Genomic DNA, 25,469 nt, shown 5'->3' on the forward strand with positions numbered 1-25,469 from the left:
GAGATTAAATGTTATCGAGCACGTTTGAATATTTTTGGTGCAGACGTTTTATTTCTTGCGAATTGATGCATTCGTCTTGAATGGTTTTCAGATAAAGGTTGTCTTGCAGGGATGAGATGTTTTTTGCTATCTCCAATTAAATCAGTTCGACCCATGCGTTGTAATGCTTCACGTAACATTGGCCAATTCTTAGGATCATGGTAACGAATGAATGCTTTATGCAGTCTTCGCACACCACCTGCTCGAGGAATAGGAATTTCTTCACTATCTTTCGTCACTTTTCGTAAAGGGTTTTTGCCTGAGTGGTACATAGCTGTGGCCATTGCCATCGGTGTTGGTGTGAACGTTTGTACCTGGTCTAATTTAAAATCGTGCTCTTTCAACCATAAAGCCAAGTTCATCATATCTTCATCAGTGGCACCTGGATGCGCTGCAATGAAGTAAGGAATTAAGTACTGTTCTTTACCCACTTCTTTTGAGAAGCGATCAAACATTTCTTTGAATTTATTATATGAGCCAATACCTGGCTTCATCATTTTAGATAACACATTTTCCTCGGAGTGCTCAGGCGCAATTTTTAGATAGCCACCCACATGGTGCTGCACTAATTCTTTTACATACTCAGGCGAAGTAACAGCTAAGTCGTAACGAAGCCCTGATCCAATGAGTACTTTTTTAATGCCTTTGGTATTTCTTGCTTTTCGATAAAGCTCTATGAGAGCAGTATGGTCGGTATTTAAATTTTCACAAATGCCTGGATAAACACAAGAAAGTTTTCGACACGAAGCTTCAATTTTTTCTGACTTACAAGCCATGCGATACATATTAGCTGTAGGTCCACCGAGGTCTGAAATAACACCTGTAAATCCATCTACCTTATCTCTAATTTCTTCAACCTCTTTTAGAATACTTTCTTCTGAGCGACTCTGAATAATCCGACCTTCATGTTCTGTAATAGAACAGAAAGTGCACCCACCAAAACACCCACGCATAATATTGACTGAGAAGCGAATCATTTCCCATGCAGAAATTTTCGCATCCCCGTAACTTGGATGTGGTTTCCTTGCGTAAGGGAGGTCGTATACATAATCCATTTCTTTTGTGGTGAGCGGAATAGGGGGGGGATTAAGCCAAACTTCTCTATCACCATGTTTTTGGATAAGCGCTCGCGCATTTCCTGGATTGGCTTCTAAATGAAGTACACGCGATGCATGCGCATAAAGTATTGGATCATCAACCACTTCCTCAAAGCTTGGTAAGCGAACAACTTGCATACTTCGATCGGCTTTTGTTTTTCGAACTATCTTAATGGCCTGTATGCCATCAGGTAATTTTTCTTCACTCGATTTAGCGTTAGTTTCACAATCAGTCCCTGCGCCCATTTTCATTTCGTAAGGGTCGACATGTGTTTCAACTTTTCCGGGACGATCAAGATGTGCGGAAGCTACCTCTTCCCAGCCTTCAGGAATTTTTTTACGCAAGAATGCTGTACCTCGAATATCTTGAATGTCTTCTAACTTTTCGCCATCAGCAATGCGATGTGTAAGTTCAATAAGCGCTCGTTCAGCGTTACCATATAACAAGATATCAGCCTTAGAATCGACAAGAACTGAGCGACGCACTTTATCAGACCAGTAGTCGTAATGTGCAATTCTACGAAGACTTGCTTCAATACTGCCTATCATTAGAGGCACATCAGAATATGCTTCACGACAACGTTGAGTATAAACAAGCACTGCTCGGTCAGGGCGTTTGCCAGCGATAGCTCCAGGGGTATAAGCATCATCCGAACGAATCTTTCTGTCAGCCGTATATCGGTTCACCATGCTATCCATATTGCCGGCCGTGATGCCAAAATAAAGATTAGGTTTTCCTAGCGCCTTAAATGGCTCGGCACTTGACCAATCAGGCTGAGATAAAATACCCACACGGAAGCCTTGGTCCTCCAGCAACCGCCCAATTAAAGCCATACCAAAACTAGGGTGATCAATATAAGCGTCACCTGTCACCAAAATAATGTCACAACTATCCCAGCCTAATACGTCCATCTCCTTACGTGTCATAGGCAGCATATGGGCCGTACCAAAGCGCTTCGCCCAATAAGGACGGTATTTATTAATCGCTTGCGGCGTTAAATGAGTCGTGTTTTGCATAGTTGAGTATTTTACCCTGATAAATCTATTTAACGCTTTATAATTAACTACTTAAAAGAATTTAACTCAGCAAACCAGAGGCTTTATGCACTTTGAATTAATCGATTTAGCGATTAGCGTGTGTTTATTACTAGGCGCAGTCTTATATACATCTGTGGGACATGCGGGTGCTTCAATCTATATTGCGATCATGACATTATTTAATATTCCTAGCGCTGTGATTAAACCCACCGCATTAGTAATGAATATTTTTATTGCCTCATTGACGAGCTGGCGTTTCATACGAAAAGGTTTTTTTGATTTTAAAGTCTTATTACCTATTGCTATAGGTGCTATACCTTTTGCATTTTTAGGTGGTTTTATAAATGCGCCTAGTCATATTTATAAATCTATCGTGGGTATTATTCTTTTAATATCTGCTATTTCTCTTGTTACAAATCTTTCCAATAAAATTGATAAAAAACTTAAGAAACCACCATTTATTTTGGCAATGATTATTGGCGCTTTAATTGGATTTTTAGCAGGCTTGACTGGAACAGGGGGAGGTATATTTTTATCCCCACTTATTTTATTTTTAGGATGGAGTACAACTAAGACAACCTCAGGTATCACAGCACTTTTTATTTTAATTAATTCAAGTTTTGGTTTACTTGGAAATTATTCTTCTGTGCAAAATTTACCCGATCAATTGCCACTATTCATAGTGGCTACTTTGATAGGTGCTTTGATTGGTACAACGCTAGGCATAAAATTTTATACAGCTAATACCATTAAAAAAACATTAGCATTAGTTTTAGTGATTGCAGGATTTAAATTGCTACTTACTTGAAAGTAAAAAACTTAGAAAGGTAATTTTGATTCTGGAGATGCTTTAAAAAGTACTTTTTTAAATGCTTGCTGAATTCTCTCAAGCGCAATTTTATTTTCAGCTTCAAATCTCAAGACAATTACAGGTGTTGTATTGGATGCGCGCATTAAACCAAAGCCATCTTGATATTCAACTCGCAAACCATCAACTTTAATAATTTCTAGCGCATTATCAAATTGCGCTTCTGTTTGCAATTTTTTAATTAAAGCGTGAGGCTCACCCTCATTCATTTTAATTTGAAGTTCAGGTGTGCTAATACTGTTCGGTAGATTATTTAAAATTTCAGATGGATTATCAAAGCGACTTAAAATTTCTAGAAGTCTTACACCAGCGTAAATACCATCATCGAAGCCATACCAGCGCTCCTTAAAAAAGGTATGACCGCTCATTTCTCCTGCGAGCGCTGCATTTTCCTCTTTCATTTTTGCTTTAATAAGTGAATGTCCTGTTTTCCACATCAAAGGCTTACCACCTTTGTCTTTAATCCACTGAAATAAATTGCGTGTTGATTTCACATCAAAAATAATCGTCGCATTTGGATTGCGACTCAATACATCTTCTGCGAATAATAAAAGTTGTCGATCGGGATAAATGATTTGACCATCTTTTGTGACGACACCTAGACGATCGGCATCTCCATCAAACGCAAAACCTAATTCAGCATCACTTTTTTTAAGGTGTGTTATCACATCATTTAAGTTGTTTGGCTCAGAGGGGTCAGGGTGGTGGTTAGGAAATGTGCCATCCACATCACAGAATAATTCTTCTACAGAGCAACCAATGCTCTTATAAACTTGTCTAGCGAAAGCGCCTGCCACACCATTGCCACAATCAATGACAATTTTCATGGGACGTTTTAAATGAATATGATTTTTAATAGCATCAATATAATCGTTAGCAATGTCATATTTCTTTTCTAAGCCCTGGCCTTCATAAAAGGTTTCATCTTCTATGCGGGTATAGAGTTTTTGTATGGCTTCGGTTGACAAGGTGTCACCCCCTAAAACCATTTTTAAGCCATTGTAATCAGGCGGATTATGGCTTCCTGTCACCATGACGCCGGATTGGGTGTTAAGGAAGAATGTAGAGAAATAAACCATAGGCGTTGTCACCATGCCTAGATTAATCACATTGATACCTGTTTTAAGAATGCCTTGAATAAGTGCGTTCGATAGTTCAGGGCCTGAAAGTCTTCCATCAAAACCAATACAGATGTCTTTTTGTTTGCGATCAATCGCTTCACTTCCAATTGCACGACCAATGATCTCTACAAATTCAGGCGTAAGGCTTTTACCCACAATGCCACGAATGTCATAGGCTTTAAAAATCTCTTTGGGAAGTGATGCCATAATTTATTCTGACTCTTCAATCCATGCGAGCTGAATAGCCTCTAGAATTTTTTCCCCACATTTATTAGGATCATCTTGAAAGCCTTCAAGATCTAGGATCCATTGGTATAGATCAGTAAATCGAATTGTCTTGGGGTCTATATCGGGATGTTTATCATATAAAGCCTCAGCAATCCTTTGACTATCAGTCCAGTGCATACAAAACCTCTTCTTCAATTTAGTTGAAAGATTATAACTTTTAGATTTTATCTAAGATAGAACTTCATTGAGAAAGATAGGTCAGACCCATGATAAAATATCGACTTTTCTGAGACAAAAATCTCTAATCTTTTTAAATACATAGCGGATATATAGACATGTTTAGCAAAGCTGAAAAATTAAGTATTGTGGACCCAGAAATTGCACTTCAAGTCACTCATGAAGTGAAGCGACAAGAAGATCATATTGAGCTCATTGCTTCGGAAAACTATACAAGTCCTGCTGTGATGGAAGTTCAAGGTTCACAACTCACAAATAAATACGCTGAAGGATATGTTGGTAAGCGCTTCTATGGCGGTTGCGAATTCGTAGATAACGTCGAACAAATCGCGATCGATCGTCTAAAGAAATTATATGGCGCAGAATATGTCAATGTTCAGCCCCATTCAGGTAGCCAAGCTAATCAGGCTGTTTATTTCTCAATACTTAAGCCTGGCGATACTGTGATGGGTATGAGCCTAGGAGATGGTGGGCACTTGACGCATGGTTCCCCTGCAAACTTATCAGGCAAACTTTTTAATATCGTTGCTTATGGCCTTAATGCAAATGAGGAGATAGATTACGATGCCATGGAAAAGCTCGCGATTGAATCAAAACCTAAACTCCTTATTGGTGGCGCTTCAGCTTATGCCTTGCGTTTTGATTGGGAGCGTATGTCGCAGATTGCGAAAAAAGTGGGTGCCTATTTTATGGTAGATATGGCGCACTACTCAGGACTGATTGCTGCAGGTGTTTATCCTAGCCCAGTTCCTTTTGCAGATTTTGTGACATCCACCACACATAAAACTTTAAGAGGTCCTCGTGGCGGTATTATCTTAGCGAAAGCTGAATTTGAAAAAAGTATTAATAGTTTTGTGTTCCCTGGTATTCAAGGCGGACCTTTGATGCATGTGATTGCAGCTAAGGCAGTAGCTTTCCTAGAAGCATTAAAACCAGAATTTAAAGTGTATCAAACACAAGTGATTAAAAATGCACAAACGATGGCTGATTCATTAAGTAAACGTGGTGTGCGTATTATTTCTGGCCGCACTGAGTCACATGTCTTTTTAGTTGATTTAAGACCTAAAGGTTTAACCGGAAAAGCCGCAGATATTCTTTTGGGGCAAGCTCATATCACGGTTAATAAAAATTCAATTCCTAATGATCCAGAAAGTCCTTTTGTGACTTCAGGGATTCGTATTGGATCCCCAGCAATTACAACACGTGGTTTTAAAGAAAAAGAAGCCTACTTGGTAGCGCATATGATTGCAGACATCCTCGATAATCCTGCTAGTGAAAAAGTCATTAACGAGACCAAAGCCAAGGTGGTTGCTTTAACGGCTCAATTCCCAGTCTATGGGTCTTAATTTCAGATTTAAATATCCCAAGTGAAATGCCCATTCTGCGGAACTGATGATACCCAAGTAGTTGACTCAAGAGTTAACGATGAAGGCAATTCAATTCGCCGCCGCCGCCGTTGTTCGGAATGTGATAAACGTTTTACAACTTACGAATCTGTCGAGCTCACACTTCCTCAAGTGGTGAAACAAAATGGTAAGCGCGAAGACTTTAGTCGAAACAAACTTCACCAATCATTTAGCCGCGCACTTCATAAACGCCCAGTGCCTGTTGAATATATAGAGCAAGCCATTGAACGTATCATTCAAAAAGTTTTAGCTTATGGTGAGAAAGAAATCACCGCAAGAGAGTTAGGCGAAAACGTCATGCATGAATTAAAAAAAATGGATAAGGTAGCTTACATTCGATTCGCATCTGTCTATAGAAGTTTTTCAGATGTCGAGGATTTCCATGATGTTATCCGCGATCTTGATTAAATGAATTCACATTCACCTCAATTTTTCATGAGTGAAGCTTTGAGGCTTGCAGAAAAAGCTTTATTCACCACATCGCCAAATCCAAGAGTTGGTTGTGTCATCGTTAAAGATAATGAAATTATAGGTCGCGGTTTTCACGAAAAGGCAGGGGAGTCTCATGCTGAAGTGATTGCATTAAAAGAAGCGGGCAGTCAGTCGGAAGGCAGTGATGTATATGTCACATTAGAACCTTGTTCGCATAAGGGTAAAACGCCACCATGTGTAGATGCATTAATTGAAGCTAAAGTTAAAAAAGTATTTATTGCGATGCAAGATCCTAATCCCTTAGTTTCAGGCCGAGGCATTCAAAAATTAAAAGATGCTCATATTGAAGTTGAGTTAGGTGTGATGGAAGCCCAGGCTCAATTATTAAATATGGGTTTTATTTCTCGCATGACAAAGCAATTACCTTATGTAAGAGCTAAGCTTGCAGTCTCCTTAGATGGCAAGACTGCACTTCATAACGGCAAGAGTCAGTGGATTACGGGCGATGCAGCGAGAGTAGATGTTCAATACTGGCGCGCTTCTTCCTGTGCAATTATTACAGGGATTGGCACTGTGGTGCATGACAATCCAAAACTCTCCGTACGACTTTATGAGCATGCGCGTCAACCTTTGCGCGTGGTTGTAGATTCGGAATTAAACATTCCCTTAGCGGCAGACATACTCCATGAAAAACCTTTGCTTATCGCTTATGCAAATGATAAACAAAAAAAATTACCACAATTAAAAGCCTTAGGCGTTGAATGTCTTCAATTAGATGATAGTGGTAAAGTTGATTTGACATCACTTCTTAAAGAACTTGCAAAAAGAGAAGTGAATGAAGTTTGGATTGAAGCGGGTGAAGGCCTTAATGGCGCATTCTTAAAAGCTAATTTAATTGATGAACTCATGATTTATTATGCGCCTGTGATTTTAGGTTCAGAAGCTAAGGGTATGTTTACACTGCCTGCTTATGAAAATTTAGAAAATAAAATTACCACGACACTTTTAGATCACCGCTGGGTTGGTCAAGATTTAAGAATGCGATTTAAATTAAAGTAATCATTCAGAATGCTCATCGATAGCCATTGTCATTTAGATGCATTAGAGTTTAGTCATGAGCAAGATGCGATTATTAAAAATGCGCTTCATCATGGTGTTGAGAAAATTATTATTCCCGCAGTTAACCGAAAAAGTTTTGATGATGTCATCGAGCTTAGAAAAAAATTTCCCAATTGTTTTTATGCGCTAGGTTTTCATCCTATGTATATCAGTGACATGAAGGATGGTGATATAGATACGCTAGAAGCTTATTTAAAAACATACGAACCAGTTGCAGTAGGTGAGATTGGTTTAGATTTCTTTGTGACTAAAGACAACAAAACACTTCAAGAAGAAATTTTTGTAGCTCAATTAAAATTAGCAGCTACATTTAATTTGCCAGTCATTATGCATGTGAGACATGCGATTGATGATGTGCTTAAAAATTTAAGACGCTTCCCAGTGAAGGGTGGTATCGCCCACGCTTTTAATGGCAGCATGCAACAAGCAGAAGCTTTTATTGAGTTAGGTTTTAAATTAGGCTTTGGTGGTGCAATGACTTATCCCAGGGCAACACATATTCAAGCGCTAGCTAAATCATTACCTCTAGAGTCTATTGTGTTAGAGACAGACGCTCCTGATATTCCTCCCTCTTGGTTAGGACATAAAGGAAGAAATACACCCGGAGAATTACTTCAGATCGCCACTTTTTTTGCCGAATTACGCGGCATGAATTTAACTTCTGTGATTGAGACGTCGCATCAAAATACGCTCGATGCACTCCCTAAAATAGTGCAGTTATGCACATCTGCTGAGAATTTACATTAAGTGTGACCAAAAATCCTAATGGAATTAGGGACATAAGTTAAGTCATTGATTTTAAAGAAATTTTATTTAGCTTAAAAAATAAGCGATTTAAAAAAACGCTTATAAATTCGAGAGTTATAAATTTATGTCATCTTTATCCACAAAGTTATCCACAGATTTTGTGGAGATGTTTTTTTATTAAAACGGGTTGACAGCTCACTATTTTATCCAATAAAAGAAAGCCTATTTTCTTGATGATTTAGATAAAAAACGTTGAAATCCCTTTCCCTATTTGAGAAACCTCAAACTTCAATTGTGAGATACATAGCTTTAAAGTAAAATAGACTCCCGTCAGCAATTATTTAAAAGCCTTTCCATGACCAAATACGTGTTTGTTACTGGCGGTGTCGTTTCTTCCTTAGGTAAAGGTATCGCAGCCGCTAGTCTCGGGGCAATCTTAGAGTCACGAGGCATCAAAGTGACGATGCTCAAACTCGATCCTTATATTAACGTTGACCCTGGCACGATGAGCCCATTCCAGCATGGCGAAGTCTTTGTGACAGATGATGGTGCAGAAACAGATCTTGACCTTGGCCATTACGAGCGCTTTATCTCAGCGCGTATGGGCAAGAAAAATAATTTTACGACAGGCCAGATTTACGACAGCGTCATTCGCAAAGAGCGCCGTGGCGAATACTTAGGTAAGACCGTTCAGGTCATCCCGCACATAACAGATGAAATAAAATTACATATTAAAAATGGCTCTCATGGTGCCGATGTTGCTATCGTTGAAGTTGGAGGCACGGTAGGTGACATTGAGTCCCTTCCTTTTCTAGAAGCTATTCGTCAAATTGGATTTGAAGAAGGACGTGAAAATGCATGCTACATCCATCTCACTTTACTTCCTTTTATTTCAACAGCAGGCGAATTAAAAACAAAGCCAACCCAGCATTCGGTTAAAGAGTTAAGAGAGATTGGTATTCAACCAGATATTTTAATTTGTAGAGCAGATCGTGCTATTCCTGATGAAGAAAGAAAAAAAATAGCGTTATTTACAAATGTTGCCCCTGAGGCAGTTATCTCATCAGTTGATTCAGATTCCATTTATAAAATACCAAGTTTATTACATCAGCAAATGATTGATGAAATTGTTTGTCACAAATTAAATATTCTAGCCAAGCCTGCAGACCTATCGAGTTGGGAAAAAATTATAGACGCACTTAAAAACAGTAAACATGATATTGACATTGCATTCGTGGGTAAATATGTAGACCTCACTGAGTCCTACAAATCTCTCACAGAAGCATTAATACACGCTGGTATTCATAGATCATCCAAAATAAAAATTCATTATCTTGATTCAGAAGAAATTGAAAAAAGTGGCACTAAGCCATTAGCCAATATGGATGCTATTTTAGTGCCTGGTGGTTTTGGTAAGCGAGGTACTGAAGGTAAAATTAAAGCCATTCAATTTGCACGAGAAAATAAGATTCCATATTTAGGTATTTGTTTGGGTATGCAACTTGCTGTGATTGAATTTGCAAGACATAAAGCTATGCTGAAAAATGCAAACAGTTCCGAATTTGATCAGGATGCCGAACATCAAGTTATTGGATTAATTACGGAATGGAAGTCATCTGAAGGTGCGATTGAGAAAAGAGATGATTCATCAGACTTAGGTGGCACAATGAGATTAGGCGCACAGAAGTGTCCAATTGAATCTGGTACTCTAGCGCATAAAATTTATGGGTCTGAAGTGAACGAACGACATCGCCATCGTTATGAAGTAAATAATCATTATGTAGATCAATTGATCAAAGCAGGGCTGACAATTTCTGCAAGAACGCCTTTTGAGCAGCTCTGTGAAATTATAGAGTTACCAGAAGATCAGCATCCTTGGTTTATTGGCTGTCAGTTCCATCCAGAGTTTACTTCCAACCCAAGAACAGGCCATCCATTATTCAAAGCTTACATTCAAGCCGCGCTTAAATATAAACAGTCTAAAGGAAGTGCATCATGAAATTATGCAACTTTGACGTAGGATTAAATCACCCATTATTTTTAATTGCCGGACCATGTGTCATCGAATCTGAAGGGATGACTTTAGATGTGGCAGGCCAATTAAAAGAAATTACTGCAGCACTTAATATCTCATTTATTTTTAAATCCTCGTTTGATAAGGCTAATCGAAGCTCAAATAAAACTTTTAGAGGTTTTGGTATTGATGAAGGTTTAAGAATTTTATCTGAAGTGAAAAAACAAATTGGTGTACCAGTTTTAACGGATGTGCATGATCAATTTCAGGTTGAGCAAGTTGCAAGTGTTGTAGACGTTCTCCAAACACCCGCCTTTTTATGCCGACAAACAGATTTTATTAATGCTGTTGCAACTTCAGGTAAGGCTGTAAATATCAAGAAAGGCCAATTCTTAGCGCCCGGTGATATGAGGCAAGTAGTCACAAAAGCCAAAGAAGCTAATGGCGGCCTAGATAATATTATGGTTTGTGAGCGAGGCGCATCTTTTGGTTACAACGCGCTTGTCTCTGATATGAGAAGTTTATCTATTATGCGAGAAACAAATTGCCCAGTCGTTTTTGATGCAACGCATTCAGTGCAGCAACCTGGAGGGCAGGGGGATAAAAGCGGTGGTCAAAGTGAATTTGTCCCTGTCTTGGCAAGAGCTGCTGTAGCAAGCGGTATTGCAGGAATTTTTATGGAAACACACCCGAATCCAAAAGAAGCGTTATCTGATGGTCCTAATGCGTGGCCACTTAAAAAAATGAAAGCGCTGCTTGAAGTATTAGCTGAGATTGATAGATCAGTTAAAAAAGCAGGCTTCATTGAAATGTCTTAAATAATTAATTGCAAAAGAAGGACTTAGAATGAGTTTTGTGAAGCAAATCGTTGCTCGAGAAATTATCGATTCGAGAGGTAATCCAACCATCGAAGCTGACGTTTTTTTAGATTCCGGTGTCATAGGAAGAGCGATGGTGCCATCAGGCGCTTCCACAGGGAGTAAAGAAGCGATAGAGCTTCGTGATGGCGATGCAAAACGTTATTTTGGAAAAGGTGTTTTAAATGCTGTGAAGCATGTCAATACAGAAATTGCGAAAGCTGTCATAGGGCTTGATGTTGACGATCAAACATTGATTGATCAAACCATGATTGAATTAGATGGAACTGATAACAAAGGTCGATTAGGAGCTAATGCGATTCTTGCGGTTTCAATGGCATCCGCTGTGGCTGCAGCTAAAAATTCTAATGTCCCTCTTTACCGTTATCTTGGTGGCTCAAGCCCCATGCAATTACCTACACCTATGATGAATGTAATTAATGGTGGTGCGCATGCAGACAATAATGTGGATATGCAAGAGTTTATGATTATTCCAGCTGGAAGACCCACATTTAGAGAGGCCATAAGATGTGGCGCAGAAGTTTTTCAATCTCTTAAAAAAACACTCAGCAAAAAAGGTTTCTCAACAACCGTGGGTGACGAAGGTGGTTTTGCACCAAACCTTCCATCTAATGAGTCTGCTATACAGATGATTATGGAAGCAATCTCGCAGGCTGGATATGAGCCAGGTCGTGATGTGTATCTTGGACTTGATTGTGCAAGCACTGAATTTTATAAAGATGGTAAGTATCATCTTGCTTCTGAAAATTTATCTTTATCAGGCGAGCAATTTACTGATTATCTGGCTACATGGTGTGACAAATATCCAATCATCAGTATTGAAGATGGCATGAGTGAGTTTGATTGGGATGGATGGCATGTCCTGACACAAAGACTAGGTAAACATATTCAGCTGGTAGGTGATGATCTTTTTGTAACCAATCCAAAAATTTTAGATGAAGGTATTAAGCGTAAGGTAGCTAACTCTGTTTTAATAAAAGTGAATCAAATTGGCACACTCACTGAAACGTTTGAGACGATCGCAATGGCAAAAAAAGCAGGTTATACCGCAGTTATTTCTCATCGCTCTGGTGAAACAGAAGATACATCAATTGCTGATTTAGCAGTTGCTACAAATGCAATGCAAATTAAGACGGGCTCACTTTCAAGATCTGAACGTATTGCAAAATACAATCAATTGCTTCGTATTGAAGAAGAGCTTGGGAGTGCCACATCTTATGCAGGCCTTGCTTGTTTTTATCAATTGAGTAAATAATTTTATATGAAATCTTTAACTATCATTTTTGTGGTGCTAGTTGCTTTAATGCAGTACCCGTTATGGTTCGGAAAAGGAAGTTGGTTTCGTGTATGGAGTTTAAATCAGCAAATTGAAATTCAAAAGAAAACAAATAATGATAATCAGATAAGAAATAATGTACTTAATGCAGAAGTATCTGATCTTAAGCAAGGTTTTTCAGCTATTGAAGAAAGAGCGCGCAATGAACTTGGCATGACCAAGCAAGACGAAATATTTTTCCAAGTTACAAATCCAGAAAAAGATAAAAAAGAGACTGAAGTTCTGAATAATACAAAAGCTAAGAACTAATCAAAGATTTTTCTCTCTTCAGGGTTTATTTCAATTAAATAATTTTTAATATAGAGCGCTTCATGCGCTTGATCTACTCTTAGTTCAATCAGCATATTTGTTTTGCTATTATTTTCCACAGCCGATCGTACAAGTTGACCTATGATTTCTTTTTTTTCATTTAAGATTTGGTCGCCAGGCGTCAGAACATCTTGTGATTCAATAAAACCTCGGTACATTCGTCTTTTAACTTTACCTAAGTAGTGCGTTCGCGCAACAATTTCTTGCCCTGTATAGCAACCCTTTTTAAAATTAACACCATCAATAAGGTCCATATTTAATGACTGTGGAATGAACGCTTCCTGTGTACTTGGATAAATATCAGGAATCCCATCTAAAATATTTAAATTATTCCAGGACTCAATACTCATAGAAGTATATTCAGGTAAGTTGAGTTGCATAAATGACTTTACTTTGGAAGCTTCACCCATTAACTGAAAGCGTTCAGTATTTTTTCCTACACGCATAATCATCACGTCATGTGACCGAACAATATCTAAATAGCTTTTTGGTGGCCGAATACCTTGATCTAGAAGAGCTTTGTACCCCATAAAACCTATGCATGTAAATTGATCGCCTAGTAAACTCATAGAAACTTTAGAGCGAAGCACATACATTTTAAGGCGCTTAAGAAAAGACTCCTCAACTGAGCTATCTATTTGTATGTGAATTGATGCTTGATCCATATAACACAACATAAAAGCTAGGACTCTTCCTTTAGGATTGCAGAAGCCAGAAAACAAAGCATGATCAAGTGTAATGAGGTTCATGTCTTGGGTGAGTTGGCCTTGTAAGAATTGAACGCGATCATCACCCTCAACTTTGATCGTTGAATGTGTATTAAGATGAATGAATTTACTTTCTACGTTTAATGACATATTGCTTTATGTGTTTTATCGAAATAAATCGAAGGCTAAAAATGATTCCTGCGAGAGAAGCAAAAAACCATTTGAGATGAAAATCTGCTGTATCTTGCCATGCTGGTTTTTGTTTTTTCATAGCACTTAAAATATTAAGTACAGAATCGCCTCTTACATAGATGCCATCAATTTGTTTAGTAATATCTTTTAAGTAGGCTTCATCAAGTTTAGATATATAGCGATCACTTTCACCACCCGCTACAAGATTATCTCGTGTACCAAGATTAGCTTCAGAGATCTGTGCAATGCCTGGTTGCAATCCAAAGCTATCACTAGACCAATATCCTATTAATTGATTCTTACCGTCGAGTTTTGGGATAGGAGCGCCTTTAAGGCTGCCGACACCTACAATAATCCAGTCATTACCTCCTTGGAATTGGCCCAGATCTCTTGTATTAAATGTATGAAGTTTAGGTGCTTCTTCGCCATCAGTAAAATAAACCACTTGAGAGTTTTCAGGGAAACTTCTAATGAGGCGGGCTAGATTGAAAAAAGATTCTCTTATACGAGAATTGCCAGACCAGCCTGACCGCCAATCTAGATGATCGATGGTATCTTCAATGGCATCAAAATTTTCACAGATTATACCCCAATTTTCAATTGGGGTATAAGATGCTGAAACACTGACACCGACAAAAATTCCAATACTTACCTTCGTACCACAGGGGAGTTCAGACATAATTTCGTGAAGACTATGCTTCATGTGCTCTAGTCTTGTTAAGGGTTTATTCATGACGGACATATCTATTGTGTTCATACTTTGAGAGATGTCAGCCACAAATACATAGTTATAAATATTATGTTTAAGCGGTATCGATGGATTGATAATAGCTAGCACTATTAATACGATCGACAATATAAGTGAGAGGGTGTCCAAATCGAAATTGGATCTCGATTGTATTGTCTTCAGCCACTCTTTCATAATTCTAAGGCAAGCCTACAGGAATATTACCCAAAATAAGTCCAGGTGATTCGGAGTCGCCAACCCCTGGGGCTGGATTAGCAGGAAGTATCATCAGGACGCGATCGAGATTATGTTTCACATCCCACGCTTGGTTATCGATTTTAATAGAGAGCATATAAGCGGCTTTTGCTTGTCTAAATAAATATTCAGTTTCATTTTTTACAGTCATATCTGTGCCATTAATAGCTAATGCGCGCTTAAAGAAAATGTTACCAGTATTGTAGTGAATCGCTGCTTTTTGTGATGGTGAAGCAACAGGCAAAAGATTTGAAAAAAGAAGGCTTGCTTCTTTATATCTTTCTTTGGTTGTGAGCCAGTACGCAGTTGCATATCGCGCTTCAAAACTATTTAGAAACATGCGAGGCGATTTGCCTTCCTTAATATTTTGATTAAACACTTGAATATTTTTTAATTCGATAAATTGCTTAATAAATATACCGAGAGAAGCTATGAGGAGTATGACAAAAAGCCATGTTAGTTTTTTGGTGCTAAAAATATTTTTTGTTATTAAAGCCATGACTTGACCTCTATCAATTTAAGTGTCAGCAAAACAATCATCAAAAGAGCTGCCGTTACAAAGCAATGCGTTGAATAATCCTGACCAGGAATTTTTTCGAAATATTTAATTGGTTTCTTTTCCTTTTGATTAATATCTTCAATCGCTTTTTGGAGTGTTTTCGGGTCTTCAGCTTCGTAAGCCTGGAAGGAAGAAGGAAGTGTCTTAAAGAATTCATTTAATTCGATTTGAGGGGGCAAAGGATCATCATCTCTTGGTTTGTATGATGTATTAAAAATACTGATACCACCAGGCTGCCTTAATACGATCCAATAAAGACTAATTTTAAATCGGCCAAACCAATCTTTAATTTTTTCCTGCGTAGCAGCGTCAATACGACCCCCACCATCTGAAAGTAAGATCACAGCCCTTGAGCCTGAATCAGGTACTTTATTAAATAATTCTGCACCTGTGGTAAGTCCACTACCTATATTAGTTTGAAATAATGCATTACCAGCTGTGGCTCTGACCGCAGAAATAATCGCATTTTTATTATCAGTCAATGGTAAAACATACATCGCAGAGTTACTAAAAGTCACCATCCCAATCATATCATTTGCCCTAGATTGAACGAATTCAATAATAAGTCTTGCAGCAGCAGCAGATTTAATTTCCCCTACTTTTGTTTGATCATTCCCAGCAAAAGGGTCGTCCATACTCGCACTTCGATCTAGCACAAGACCAATTTGAGCACCTATGCCTATTTTTTCAATTTCTTTTTGACGTGAATGCGGACCGCTTAATCCTATAATAATCATGATTAAAATAAGCGTGGCGATAAATTTTAAAATAATTGCAATGATGCTTGAGAGACGATCTTTTGGAATCATTTCGTTCCATGAATAATATTGAAGAGAAGCCTCTTTAAAAATAAGTGGAATAAATGCTAAAGGCATAAACCATAAGACCCATGGAAATGAAAATGTCATTTAGCAACTCCTACCACGAGAGCACTTTTGTCAACGATAAGTTTTCTTTCACAATCTCGACAATGTCTCGAGAAATTTTTAAGCCATTTAAGTATTTCTTCTTGATCATATTTTTTAGATGAGGCGCTAAAAAATACGAGTGTTGAAAGTTTAAAGAACTCGCGAAGTTCTGAGTCAATATTTTCAAATGAAGCATTTTTTATATACAGATGAGGAAGATTGTCTTTAAAAAGTGTTTTTCCTGTCACAAGATCGAAAGCATGATGCATATCAGTTATGGCTTTTTGAACAGAAGCAGGCGTAGCTTTCAGCTTTCCAATCGTACGATGCGTTCTTGCAAATACACCTCTCTTATTAGGTAGCCAAGCATATTGACTATAAATATAAATAAGGCCGATAAATGCGAGAAGTGCGATGATGCCAGAAATTTTTAGAGTTTTAATGGAGGCTTCTTCATCCATTAATAAAACGCCTCTTAATGGGCTCATATCTTCTTCAATTTTAACGTTGCCGAAAATAGAAAGAGGAGAGATTGCGATTCGTCGCTCTGGGATTCTATATTTAAATACTTGTTTTTCAGGGTTATTAGGGTTTAACAGTCGAATATATTCAGAAGGTAAAAATCCTGGTTTAACGACAACCTTATTTGTAAAAATTTGGTAGGTGAGATCAAGTGTTAGCGTAGTTGATGTTTTACTTTCTTTTATTACATGTTTCATGGTGTCTAAAACAATACCCAAATCTTGACCTTGGTATTTTCTTTCGTAGCCCGGAATAGGAAGAGATTCTTTGATAAGAACATAAGGCTTTTTAATCGTGATTTCGATATATCTTGAAGGTTTGTCACCTATGGTATAACCCACTTGCTGGAGAGGCTCTTTTATTTTGATAGAAACGATACCCTCTTCAATATCAGGCCATTCTTGAGCATCCAGCGCAAAGCTCGAGGTTGAAAGTAAAAGTATCCAGAGAGAAATAAGATATTTCATAATCTTAGGCGCCCACAAATTGATTAAAGTACTCAGTCATTTTATTGGCATCGAAATGTTCATCCACAAAAAAAGGTGGAATATCAAAATTCATAAAAGATTTTGTAATAGTTGCTCGCCTTTTTTCAAATGAATCTATAATTTTTTCTTTCAATTCTTTTCTTAAAAAAAGTGTATCTTTTTTGCCACTCTCAGGATCAGTGATGGTCACAATGCCAAAATTAGGTAAGTTGATATATTCTTTCTTATCCCATAGCACGATAGGAACGACATGATGCCTCATAAGATTAGATAAGCAATTTTCCAAATCAACTTCTGGTATATGAAAGTCTGAAATAAAGAAAATAAGCGCACGCTCTCGCGGCATGTATTGATAAAGATCTTTAATTGCTCTGTTTGATTTATTTGTTGATGTAAATTTTTTAAGTTCATTGATGAGTGTCATTGCATGCTGTGATCTAAATGAAATAGGCGCCAACCAATCCTCTCTAATTTCATCATCAAAACCTACAACCCCTAAAGCATCATGACGATCAATCACTGAATGTGCAATGGATTGAGCGACTTCGGCCGCAAGATTAATTTTTTTATTTTTACCACCAAAATTCATACTGGCAGATAAGTCACACACAATCATGACGGGTGTTGCACTTCGCTGGTTAAATATTTTGACGTGAATCTCACCTAAGGGATCTCGAATCGATTGGCGAATATCAATTCTTCTTGGATCTGGATATGAGAGGAGTGTTGCATGACCAGCGAACTCAATACCCATACCTCTTTGGTTACTTTTGTGATGACCAGGATGCTTGCCTTTAGATTTCCAACCGATGTGGTAATCAAATAGTGGAGTTACTTGTGTCATTTTGTTTAGGGTGCTTTAATAACGTTCAAAATACCATTGGTTAAATCCCTAGCAATTACAGTTCTTCGCATTTCATAAACAGGATTAAATACGAGTCGATGTGCAATGGTTTCGTGGAATACCGCATGAATATCTGTTGGAGTCACAGAACTCCGTTCATTTAACCAAGCGTTAACTCGAGCTGCTCTCATCATCATCATCATTCCTCTGGGGCTTGATCCCGATATCATTAATCGATTCATATTAAGATCAGATATCTTAATCCCATAATCAGCAGGACTTTTTGTTGCTTTCCATAGATTAAGTGCATAATTTTTTAGTGCATCTGTTGCAGTAATTGTTTCTTGAATTGTCTTGGCTATATCTTTCAACTTATCAAATTTAAGTAAATTAGGTTTAACTTCACTTACAAGATTGTCAGCATCATGAAACCTTGTTTCAAAAGTTAAACTTTTCATCATGTCATCATTTTTAGGGATGAGTATTGGAATCTCCATCATAAATCGATCACGAGCGGCAGAAGGAATTTCAAAAGTTTCCTCACGTTCTACTTGATTTCTGTCTGCGAACACAATCATGTGCGGAAAGTAATGTTCCTTATTAAATGCTGAGAGTGTTCTTTCAGCCATAATTCTTAAAAGTAATGAATGAACTTGCGGCCTTGCTCGGTTAATTTCATTAAAGAAGAAAATAGATAAATCACTACCAGACATTAAGATAGGGCCGGGGGTTACATGTGGCTTTCCATCTTCACCAAGATAGGTATGATAAATAAGATCGTTTGGCATGAGATCAATCGTACCTTCAATACGTTGATAACCCCCACCAATGGCGCGAGTGAAAGCTTTAAGTAATGTTGTTTTTCCAACACCCACGTCACCTTCTAGAAGAACGTGACCACGTGCAAAAATTGATGTGGTAATAAGCCTTACAGGACGCTCTTGTCCTATAATGACCTTATTAACTTCTGTTTCAAGTTTGACTGCAAGTTTTCTCCAGTCGGCCAGATTTTGGTCGCTCATGTGGATTCCCTAATATATGAAATTGTTTGTTGAGTGTTTTACTATGTTTTTCATATTAGCGTAATAATTTGTCAGGGTAAATAGATAAAAACACGATAAAATAAGTGCGTTACAAAGAATATTTTCCATAATTTTTATTATCAACTGCTTATAAATTCAATGTCTAAAAAAAATAGCTATACAAAAGAAGAGCTTTTGTCTTGTGGTCGAGGAGAGATGTTTGGGTCAGGAAATGCTCAACTTCCGCTGCCCCCTATGCTTATGTTTGATCGCATCGTGGCTATCACAGATGATGGTGGCGAATATGGTAATGGACAGATTATTGCTGAACTAGATGTAAATAAAGACCTTTGGTTCTTTGGCTGCCATTTTGAGGGTGATCCTGTGATGCCTGGCTGCCTTGGACTCGATGCTATGTGGCAGTTGGTCGGTTTTTATCTAGGCTGGAAGGGTGGCTTAGGTCGGGGCCGTGCACTGGGTGGCGGTGAAATTAAGTTCACGGGCCAAGTATTACCTACAGCTAAAAAAATTACCTATACTATTGATTTAAAAAGAGTAATTATGCGTAAACTCATTATGGGTATTGCTGATGCTAAAATGTCAGTCGATGGCCGAGAGATTTACCATGCCAAAGATTTGCGTGTCGGTTTATTTACGCGTACTGATAATTTTTGATCGTTATTTAATGGGAGGCGACGCATGACTCGTCGTGTTGTTGTTACTGGATTAGGGATTGTATCTAGCCTAGGTAATAATAAAAAAGAAGTTCAAGATAGCTTATATCATGCTCGCTCTGGCATTACATTCCAGCCAGATTATGCTGCCATGGGATTACGCTCACATGTTGCAGGCTCCATCAAAAATCTTAATCTTGAAGAATTAATTGATCGAAAATTATTTCGCTTCATGGCAAAAGGTCATGCCTATGCTTGGCTCGCTATGCAAGAAGCGATTGCTGATTCAGCGTTGTCTGAACCTATGGTTTCAAATATACGTACCGGTTTGATTGTGGGCGCAGGAGGCGCTTCACATGAAAGTGTTTTAGAAGGTATAGATACCATACGAGAAAAAGGTATTCGACGTGTAGGACCTTACATGGTCACAAAAGCGATGGCGAGTGGCGTTTCAGCATGTCTTGCAACGGGTGCCAAAATTAAAGGTGTGAACTATGCAATTACTTCAGCATGTTCAACCAGCGCTCATTGTATTGGTGCGGGTGTAGAACAAATTCAGCTAGGTAAACAAGATATTATTTTTGCAGGCGGCGCCGAAGAAGAGCATTGGACACTTTCATTCATGTTCGATAGTATGGGAGCTCTTTCAAGTAAATACAATGAGACTCCAGAAAAAGCCTCACGGACTTACGATGTTAATCGAGATGGTTTTGTGATTTCAGGCGGTGGCGGTATTTTGGTTCTAGAAGAGTATGAGCATGCAAAAGCACGTCATGCAAAAATTTATGCAGAAGTCGTAGGTTACGGCGCGACATCTGATGGGTATGATATGGTGGCACCAAGTGGTGAAGGTGCTGAACGATGCATGGCTCTTGCACTCCAAGGGATCGACCAAGTCGATTATATGAATACACATGGCACAAGTACCCCTGTGGGTGATGTCAAAGAACTTGAAGCGATTCGTGCTGTATTTGGGGATGATAAATATGGCCCTATGCCACATATCGCGTCAACCAAATCCTTATCTGGTCATGCATTAGGTGCAGCTGGAGTCAATGAAGCGATCTATAGTCTTATCATGATGGAAAATAAATTTATTGCGCCATCAGTCAATATTGAAGAATTAGATCCTCTTGCTAAAGGCCTTCCTATTGTGACAAAGCGTATTGATAATATTGAAGTGAAAACAGCTATTTCAAATAGCTTCGGTTTCGGCGGTACAAACGCTTCCCTTGTATTTTCGACAAAAAACCTTTAAAGCATAAGCGCCAGCAATACTTTACGTTCTTCGTTTGCCAAAATATTGTAGGTTCTGCATGCCGATTGATTGCTCATAGATTCAATAGCTATATTTTTCTTTGAAAAATATTCCAAGAGTCTTGGCTCAAGATGTTGTTGCGTGTTGCCAGTACCCAATAAAATAATTTCAATATCTAAAGATTCGATAGCTTCAAAACTATTCTCTTTGATATCATTGATGGTTTTGACTGACCATTCAGGAAAAAGTCGATCAGAGGTCATAATTAAACTTGATTCATGGCGCGTTTGATTGACTTCCACCCAGTTTAAATCGTACCCCGTAATGAGATTTTTATTATCAGATTGAATTAAATGAAATTTCATAACATCGTGTTTTTAAAGAAATAAATTAAACCAAAACCCTCTCATTTGTTGGCGGAATGCGCGTTCACAAGGTAAGATATCATATATTCAAATATAGGTAATTAAATTGGCTCAGCTTAAAAAATCATCGAAATTAAATAACGTCTGTTATGACATTCGCGGACCTGTTCTAGCGCACGCTAAAAAAATGGAAGAAGAAGGGCAGCGCATTATCAAGCTTAACATTGGTAATCCAGCCGCCTTTGGATTTGAAGCGCCTGAAGAGATTGTGCAAGATGTGATTCGAAATATGGGTAAAGCATCCGGCTATACAGATAGCAAGGGGCTTTTTGAGCCAAGAAAATCTATCATGCATTACACACAGGAAAAAAATATTCCAAATGTGGATATTGATGATGTGATTATTGGTAATGGTGTTTCAGAGCTTATCGTGATGTCGATGCAGGCATTGTTAGATAACGATGATGAAGTATTGATTCCCATGCCAGATTACCCGCTATGGAATGCAGCTGTTACATTGGCGGGCGGAAAACCTAGACATTATTTATGTGATGAAGCTTCAAACTGGTACCCAGATCTTAAAGATATCGAAAGTAAAATCACAAGTAAAACAAAAGCGATTTTAGTAATTAATCCGAACAATCCAACAGGCGCACTTTACCCAAAAGAAATTTTAGAGGGCGTTATTCAAATTGCAAGGAAACATAAACTTGTTGTTTTTGCAGATGAGATTTACGACAAGGTGATTTACGACAAGAAGAAACATATTTCAATTGGATCTCTTGCCGATGATATTCTTTTTGTAACATTAAATGGCTTATCAAAAAACTATCGTGCGTGTGGTTATCGTGCAGGGTGGTTAGTCGTGTCAGGAAATAAGAAAGAATCTGCGGATTATATTGAAGGTCTTAACATGTTAGCTTCCATGCGTTTATGTGCAAACGTTCCTGGACAGCTTGCAATTCAAACTGCTTTGGGCGGATACCAAAGTATTGATGATCTTGTCGCCCCCTCAGGACGACTCTTCAAGCAAAGAGAACTTGCTTACGATATGCTTGTTTCGATACCTGGTGTTACATGCGTTAAGCCAGAGGCTGCGATGTATCTTTTTCCTAAATTAGATCCAAAAATATATCCAATTAAAGATGACCAAGAATTTATTTTAAAATTATTGATCGATAAAAAAGTCTTGTTAGTTCAGGGTACAGGATTTAATTGGAAAGATCCTGACCATATAAGAATTGTATTCTTACCCAATGAAGAAGATCTTAAAGAGTCAATCAATCGCATTGCAGATTACCTTGAAAACTTTAAAAAAAATACTGCGCACTAGAAAGCTATAGCCGATGAAAAGAATGAATATAGGTTTATTAGGAATTGGTACAGTAGGTGGCGGTGTATTTGAGCTTTTAAAATCAAACATTACGGAAATACAGCGTAAGACAGCAACTGATATGAAAATTATTGCTGTGGCAGACAAGGATATTGCGCGCGCAAAAGAAATCGTAGGAAGCTCTATCGAAGTGACCAACGACCCATTTAAGTTAGTGGCGGATAAAGAGATTGACGTCATTGTTGAACTTATTGGCGGAACAACCATTGCAAAAGATTTAATTATTAAAGCCATTGAAAATAAAAAACATGTCGTAACAGCAAATAAAGCATTGCTCGCAAATTTTGGCAATGAGCTATTCGAATTAGCCAAAAAGAATAATGTCACCTTAGCATTTGAAGCTTCAGTGGCGGGGGGCATACCTATTTTAAAATCAATTAGAGAAGGTTTGGCTGGAAATAAAATCGAGTGGGTCGCGGGTATTATTAATGGCACTACTAATTTTATTTTGACCGAGATGCGTGAAAAGGGTATTACATTTGCAGAGGCTTTATCTGAAGCACAGTCTTTAGGTTTCGCTGAATCAGATCCTACCTTTGATATTGAAGGTATTGATGCTGCTCATAAATTAACAATTCTTGCTGGATTGTCTTTTGGTATTCCCATGAGCTTTAAAGATGTTTATGTGGAAGGTATAACGACGCTTGAGCAAAAAGATATTCAATACGCTGACGAATTGGGTTATCGCATTAAATTATTAGGCATCGCTAAGAAAAGAGATAAAGGTATTGAATTAAGAGTGCACCCAACTTTAATTCCAGAAAAACGTTTAATTGCTAATGTAAATGGCGTAATGAATGCCGTTGTTGTTAAAGGTAATATGATAGGGCCAACACTTTATTATGGGGCTGGTGCTGGAGCTCTTCCAACAGCAAGCTCAGTGGTTGCTGACCTTATTGATATTTCTAGATCATCTCATGTGCCACCTCATGGCTTTGAAGATAATAAGATTGATAAGATTCCCATCTATAAAATTGATGATGCGATCAGCGGTTACTATTTAAGAATTAGAGTTTCAGATAAGCCAGGTGTTTTAGCTGAAATTACAAAATTATTTGGTGATAAGAAAATTTCAATTGATGCAATGCTTCAAAAAGAACCGAAAGAATATGAATCTGAAGCTGACATTGTTATATTAAGTCATTTAGCTGTTGAGAAAGATATCAATGTTGTGATTCATTCTATTGAATCCTTGCCAGCCACCATTGGGAATGTTATTAAAATTAGATTAGAAGAGCTTAGTAAATAAAGGTTTTTATGAAATACATTTCAACGCGTGGACAATCGAAACCACTTTCTTTTTCAGAAATTTTGTTAGGAGGTCTTGCCCCTGATGGCGGCTTGTACCTTCCCGAGATTTACCCAAAATTTTCAGCCCAAGATTTAAACAGCATGCAAAGCATGAGCTATCCTGGGCTTGCTTTTCACATTATTTCTAGATTTATAGATGACATTCCGAAGGATGATTTAAAGGCGATTATCAATAAAACATATACAAAAGAAGTATATGCATTTTCAAGGCCACAGCAAAAAGCGGAAGACATTACGCCTATTTTAAAAGTTAAAGACAACTTATATATTCTTTCGCTTTCAAACGGACCCACACTGGCATTTAAAGATATTGCAATGCAGTTACTCGGTAATCTTTTTGAGTATGTGCTCAAAAAAGAAAATGCTGAAATTAATATTCTCGGGGCAACATCAGGGGATACAGGTTCAGCTGCAGAGTATGCAATGCGAGGCAAAAAAGGTATCAACGTCTTTATGTTGTCACCCTACCAAAAAATGAGCCGTTTTCAAGCAGCCCAAATGTTTAGTATTCAAGACCATAATATTTTTAATTTAAGTATCAAGGGTGTTTTTGATGATTGCCAAGATATTGTAAAAGCCGTTTCTAATGACTTAAATTTTAAAAGAGATTTTAAAATTGGCGCGGTGAATTCAATTAATTGGGGAAGAATTTTAGCGCAGATCGTTTATTACTTTAAAGGTTATCTCGCTGTTGCAAAGAATAATGAAGAAGTCAGTTTTACAGTGCCTACAGGCAATTTTGGTAACATCTGTGCAGGCCATATTGCCCGCATGATGGGGCTTCCTATTAAGAGACTTGTGGTAGCTACAAACGAAAATAATGTTTTAGATGAATTCTTTAAGACAGGTATGTATAAGCCGCGAGACTCACAGAATACCTTCCATACATCAAGCCCCTCAATGGACATATCCAAAGCATCGAATTTTGAACGTTTTATTTTTGATTTAATTGGACGAGATAGTAAAAAGTTAAATGCATTATGGAAGTCAATCGATCAAGGTGGTAATTTTGATTTAAATCAAGAAGGCGTCTTTGAAAAAATCCAAGCTTTTGGTTTTACATCATCTTCAAGTACACATAAAGAACGTATTCACTATATTAAAGAAATCTTTAATCAATATAAAATTATTATCGATACACATACGGCAGATGGATTTAAAGCGGCCTATGAGCATACAGACGAGAATGTCCCAATGATTGTTCTTGAGACAGCTTTGCCCACTAAATTTGAAGATTCTGTTGTAGAAGCGATAGGTCAAAAACCTGAAAGACCAGAATCATTAAAGCATTTAGAGGATCTTCCGCAAAAGTTTGAGATTTTTGATAATCAAGTGGATCAGGTTAAAACATTCATTAGGCAAAACGTTTAAGACC

At 37.9% G+C, this 25,469-nt stretch carries 25 protein-coding genes; 14 read left to right on the forward strand and 11 right to left on the reverse strand.

Annotated features, from left to right (window positions below; translation table 11 throughout):
- Window positions 1-11: 11 nt before the first annotated feature.
- On the reverse strand, window positions 12-2,153 hold the full coding sequence (locus tag BN1208_RS03080; protein ID WP_046487795.1) for a YgiQ family radical SAM protein: 2,142 nt from the start codon (window positions 2,151-2,153) through the stop codon (window positions 12-14).
- 85 nt (window positions 2,154-2,238) lie between these two features.
- On the opposite strand from BN1208_RS03080, the gene BN1208_RS03085 reads away from it, so the two are divergent.
- The gene (locus BN1208_RS03085) at window positions 2,239-2,982 is read left to right on the forward strand and encodes a sulfite exporter TauE/SafE family protein (protein WP_046487797.1); all 744 of its coding nucleotides are present in this window, start codon (window positions 2,239-2,241) and stop codon (window positions 2,980-2,982) included.
- A gap of 11 nt (window positions 2,983-2,993) precedes the next feature.
- On the opposite strand, the gene BN1208_RS03090 is transcribed toward BN1208_RS03085, so the two are convergent.
- Both BN1208_RS03090 and iscX read right to left on the reverse strand, forming a co-directional pair.
- Window positions 2,994-4,370 (reverse strand): phosphomannomutase/phosphoglucomutase, encoded by a 1,377-nt coding sequence (locus BN1208_RS03090; protein ID WP_046487799.1) that lies wholly within the window; start codon window positions 4,368-4,370, stop codon window positions 2,994-2,996.
- Between the two features lie 3 nt (window positions 4,371-4,373).
- On the reverse strand, window positions 4,374-4,568 hold the full coding sequence (gene iscX, locus BN1208_RS03095; RefSeq protein WP_028817852.1) for a Fe-S cluster assembly protein IscX: 195 nt from the start codon (window positions 4,566-4,568) through the stop codon (window positions 4,374-4,376).
- Window positions 4,569-4,726: 158 nt separating this feature from the next.
- On the opposite strand from iscX, the gene glyA reads away from it, so the two are divergent.
- From glyA to ftsB, 8 genes are all read left to right on the forward strand, one after another.
- On the forward strand, window positions 4,727-5,974 hold the full coding sequence (glyA, locus tag BN1208_RS03100; RefSeq protein ID WP_046487801.1) for a serine hydroxymethyltransferase: 1,248 nt from the start codon (window positions 4,727-4,729) through the stop codon (window positions 5,972-5,974).
- 21 nt (window positions 5,975-5,995) lie between these two features.
- The gene (nrdR, locus tag BN1208_RS03105) at window positions 5,996-6,442 is read left to right on the forward strand and encodes a transcriptional regulator NrdR (RefSeq protein ID WP_046487802.1); all 447 of its coding nucleotides are present in this window, start codon (window positions 5,996-5,998) and stop codon (window positions 6,440-6,442) included.
- Window positions 6,443-7,525 (forward strand): bifunctional diaminohydroxyphosphoribosylaminopyrimidine deaminase/5-amino-6-(5-phosphoribosylamino)uracil reductase RibD, encoded by a 1,083-nt coding sequence (gene ribD / locus BN1208_RS03110; protein WP_046487804.1) that lies wholly within the window; start codon window positions 6,443-6,445, stop codon window positions 7,523-7,525.
- A gap of 9 nt (window positions 7,526-7,534) precedes the next feature.
- Window positions 7,535-8,332 carry a TatD family hydrolase gene (locus BN1208_RS03115; RefSeq protein ID WP_046487805.1) on the forward strand — a complete coding sequence of 266 codons (798 nt, stop codon included), beginning with the start codon at window positions 7,535-7,537 and terminating at the stop codon, window positions 8,330-8,332.
- A gap of 355 nt (window positions 8,333-8,687) precedes the next feature.
- Window positions 8,688-10,331, forward strand: coding sequence for a CTP synthase (locus tag BN1208_RS03120; RefSeq protein WP_046487807.1), 1,644 nt, complete (start codon window positions 8,688-8,690; stop codon window positions 10,329-10,331).
- Window positions 10,328-11,164: a 3-deoxy-8-phosphooctulonate synthase gene (gene kdsA, locus BN1208_RS03125; RefSeq protein WP_046487808.1), complete on the forward strand. Its 837-nt coding sequence runs from the start codon at window positions 10,328-10,330 to the stop codon at window positions 11,162-11,164. Before BN1208_RS03120 ends, kdsA begins: the two co-directional genes overlap by 4 nt.
- Before the next feature lie 28 nt (window positions 11,165-11,192).
- Entirely contained in the window at window positions 11,193-12,479 is a 1,287-nt protein-coding gene (eno, locus tag BN1208_RS03130) for a phosphopyruvate hydratase (RefSeq protein WP_046487809.1), read from the forward strand.
- A gap of 6 nt (window positions 12,480-12,485) precedes the next feature.
- Window positions 12,486-12,809, forward strand: coding sequence for a cell division protein FtsB (gene ftsB / locus BN1208_RS03135; RefSeq protein WP_046487810.1), 324 nt, complete (start codon window positions 12,486-12,488; stop codon window positions 12,807-12,809).
- Here ftsB and ygfZ read toward each other — a convergent pair.
- From ygfZ to BN1208_RS03170, 7 genes are read right to left on the reverse strand one after another with little or no spacing between them, the layout of a single operon-like run.
- Window positions 12,806-13,726, reverse strand: coding sequence for a CAF17-like 4Fe-4S cluster assembly/insertion protein YgfZ (gene ygfZ, locus BN1208_RS03140; protein WP_052734626.1), 921 nt, complete (start codon window positions 13,724-13,726; stop codon window positions 12,806-12,808). The two genes, ftsB and ygfZ, sit on opposite strands and share 4 nt — an antisense overlap.
- The gene (locus BN1208_RS03145; protein WP_046487812.1) at window positions 13,704-14,690 is read right to left on the reverse strand and encodes a vWA domain-containing protein; all 987 of its coding nucleotides are present in this window, start codon (window positions 14,688-14,690) and stop codon (window positions 13,704-13,706) included. Before BN1208_RS03145 ends, ygfZ begins: the two co-directional genes overlap by 23 nt.
- Before the next feature lie 4 nt (window positions 14,691-14,694).
- Window positions 14,695-15,249, reverse strand: coding sequence for a hypothetical protein (locus BN1208_RS03150; protein ID WP_046487814.1), 555 nt, complete (start codon window positions 15,247-15,249; stop codon window positions 14,695-14,697).
- Window positions 15,240-16,217 carry a vWA domain-containing protein gene (locus tag BN1208_RS03155; RefSeq protein ID WP_046487816.1) on the reverse strand — a complete coding sequence of 326 codons (978 nt, stop codon included), beginning with the start codon at window positions 16,215-16,217 and terminating at the stop codon, window positions 15,240-15,242. The genes BN1208_RS03150 and BN1208_RS03155 overlap by 10 nt, the downstream gene beginning before the upstream one ends.
- Window positions 16,214-17,206, reverse strand: coding sequence for a hypothetical protein (locus BN1208_RS03160; protein WP_046487817.1), 993 nt, complete (start codon window positions 17,204-17,206; stop codon window positions 16,214-16,216). Before BN1208_RS03160 ends, BN1208_RS03155 begins: the two co-directional genes overlap by 4 nt.
- Before the next feature lie 4 nt (window positions 17,207-17,210).
- A complete protein-coding gene (locus BN1208_RS03165) occupies window positions 17,211-18,071 on the reverse strand; it encodes a DUF58 domain-containing protein (RefSeq protein ID WP_046487818.1) in 861 nt (286 codons plus the stop codon).
- A 5-nt stretch (window positions 18,072-18,076) separates the two neighbouring features.
- A complete protein-coding gene (locus BN1208_RS03170; RefSeq protein WP_046487819.1) occupies window positions 18,077-19,093 on the reverse strand; it encodes an AAA family ATPase in 1,017 nt (338 codons plus the stop codon).
- A gap of 159 nt (window positions 19,094-19,252) precedes the next feature.
- Between BN1208_RS03170 and fabA the strand changes: the two genes are divergently transcribed.
- Window positions 19,253-19,768 (forward strand): 3-hydroxyacyl-[acyl-carrier-protein] dehydratase FabA, encoded by a 516-nt coding sequence (gene fabA / locus BN1208_RS03175; protein WP_046487821.1) that lies wholly within the window; start codon window positions 19,253-19,255, stop codon window positions 19,766-19,768.
- A gap of 24 nt (window positions 19,769-19,792) precedes the next feature.
- Window positions 19,793-21,025, forward strand: coding sequence for a beta-ketoacyl-ACP synthase I (gene fabB / locus BN1208_RS03180; protein ID WP_046487822.1), 1,233 nt, complete (start codon window positions 19,793-19,795; stop codon window positions 21,023-21,025).
- Here fabB and BN1208_RS03185 read toward each other — a convergent pair.
- Window positions 21,022-21,390, reverse strand: a complete 369-nt coding sequence (locus BN1208_RS03185) for an Mth938-like domain-containing protein (RefSeq protein ID WP_046487823.1) — start codon at window positions 21,388-21,390, stop codon at window positions 21,022-21,024. The genes fabB and BN1208_RS03185 overlap by 4 nt on opposite strands.
- Window positions 21,391-21,496: 106 nt before the next feature.
- Here BN1208_RS03185 and BN1208_RS03190 point away from each other — a divergent pair, with 106 nt between their 5' ends.
- The 3 genes from BN1208_RS03190 to thrC are packed head-to-tail and all read left to right on the forward strand — an operon-like array spanning window position 21,497 to window position 25,465.
- Complete coding sequence (locus tag BN1208_RS03190; RefSeq protein ID WP_046487825.1) at window positions 21,497-22,723, forward strand: pyridoxal phosphate-dependent aminotransferase; 1,227 nt, start codon at window positions 21,497-21,499, stop codon at window positions 22,721-22,723.
- Between the two features lie 13 nt (window positions 22,724-22,736).
- On the forward strand, window positions 22,737-24,032 hold the full coding sequence (locus tag BN1208_RS03195; RefSeq protein ID WP_046487826.1) for a homoserine dehydrogenase: 1,296 nt from the start codon (window positions 22,737-22,739) through the stop codon (window positions 24,030-24,032).
- Between the two features lie 8 nt (window positions 24,033-24,040).
- Window positions 24,041-25,465 (forward strand): threonine synthase, encoded by a 1,425-nt coding sequence (gene thrC, locus BN1208_RS03200; RefSeq protein WP_046487828.1) that lies wholly within the window; start codon window positions 24,041-24,043, stop codon window positions 25,463-25,465.
- Window positions 25,466-25,469: the final 4 nt, after the last annotated feature.

The sequence above is a fragment of the Candidatus Methylopumilus planktonicus genome, assembly GCF_000981505.1.
In the GTDB taxonomy this organism is placed as follows: domain Bacteria; phylum Pseudomonadota; class Gammaproteobacteria; order Burkholderiales; family Methylophilaceae; genus Methylopumilus; species Methylopumilus planktonicus.

Bases quoted from the DNA above. Each gene is read 5' to 3' on its own strand.
- glyA (WP_046487801.1), top strand. From the start codon at position 4,727: ATGTTTAGCAAAGCTGAAAAATTAAGTATTGTGGACCCAGAAATTGCA.
- iscX (WP_028817852.1), bottom strand. From the start codon at position 4,568: ATGCACTGGACTGATAGTCAAAGGATTGCTGAGGCTTTATATGATAAA.
- BN1208_RS03195 (WP_046487826.1), top strand. From the start codon at position 22,737: ATGAAAAGAATGAATATAGGTTTATTAGGAATTGGTACAGTAGGTGGC.
- ftsB (WP_046487810.1), top strand. From the start codon at position 12,486: ATGAAATCTTTAACTATCATTTTTGTGGTGCTAGTTGCTTTAATGCAG.
- BN1208_RS03150 (WP_046487814.1), bottom strand. From the start codon at position 15,249: ATGGCTTTAATAACAAAAAATATTTTTAGCACCAAAAAACTAACATGG.
- BN1208_RS03155 (WP_046487816.1), bottom strand. From the start codon at position 16,217: ATGACATTTTCATTTCCATGGGTCTTATGGTTTATGCCTTTAGCATTT.
- ribD (WP_046487804.1), top strand. From the start codon at position 6,443: ATGAATTCACATTCACCTCAATTTTTCATGAGTGAAGCTTTGAGGCTT.
- fabA (WP_046487821.1), top strand. From the start codon at position 19,253: ATGTCTAAAAAAAATAGCTATACAAAAGAAGAGCTTTTGTCTTGTGGT.
- kdsA (WP_046487808.1), top strand. From the start codon at position 10,328: ATGAAATTATGCAACTTTGACGTAGGATTAAATCACCCATTATTTTTA.
- eno (WP_046487809.1), top strand. From the start codon at position 11,193: ATGAGTTTTGTGAAGCAAATCGTTGCTCGAGAAATTATCGATTCGAGA.
- BN1208_RS03080 (WP_046487795.1), bottom strand. From the start codon at position 2,153: ATGCAAAACACGACTCATTTAACGCCGCAAGCGATTAATAAATACCGT.
- thrC (WP_046487828.1), top strand. From the start codon at position 24,041: ATGAAATACATTTCAACGCGTGGACAATCGAAACCACTTTCTTTTTCA.
- BN1208_RS03115 (WP_046487805.1), top strand. From the start codon at position 7,535: ATGCTCATCGATAGCCATTGTCATTTAGATGCATTAGAGTTTAGTCAT.
- ygfZ (WP_052734626.1), bottom strand. From the start codon at position 13,726: ATGTCATTAAACGTAGAAAGTAAATTCATTCATCTTAATACACATTCA.
- BN1208_RS03160 (WP_046487817.1), bottom strand. From the start codon at position 17,206: ATGAAATATCTTATTTCTCTCTGGATACTTTTACTTTCAACCTCGAGC.
- BN1208_RS03165 (WP_046487818.1), bottom strand. From the start codon at position 18,071: ATGACACAAGTAACTCCACTATTTGATTACCACATCGGTTGGAAATCT.
- BN1208_RS03085 (WP_046487797.1), top strand. From the start codon at position 2,239: ATGCACTTTGAATTAATCGATTTAGCGATTAGCGTGTGTTTATTACTA.
- BN1208_RS03120 (WP_046487807.1), top strand. From the start codon at position 8,688: ATGACCAAATACGTGTTTGTTACTGGCGGTGTCGTTTCTTCCTTAGGT.
- fabB (WP_046487822.1), top strand. From the start codon at position 19,793: ATGACTCGTCGTGTTGTTGTTACTGGATTAGGGATTGTATCTAGCCTA.
- BN1208_RS03145 (WP_046487812.1), bottom strand. From the start codon at position 14,690: ATGAAAGAGTGGCTGAAGACAATACAATCGAGATCCAATTTCGATTTG.
- BN1208_RS03170 (WP_046487819.1), bottom strand. From the start codon at position 19,093: ATGAGCGACCAAAATCTGGCCGACTGGAGAAAACTTGCAGTCAAACTT.
- BN1208_RS03185 (WP_046487823.1), bottom strand. From the start codon at position 21,390: ATGAAATTTCATTTAATTCAATCTGATAATAAAAATCTCATTACGGGG.
- BN1208_RS03090 (WP_046487799.1), bottom strand. From the start codon at position 4,370: ATGGCATCACTTCCCAAAGAGATTTTTAAAGCCTATGACATTCGTGGC.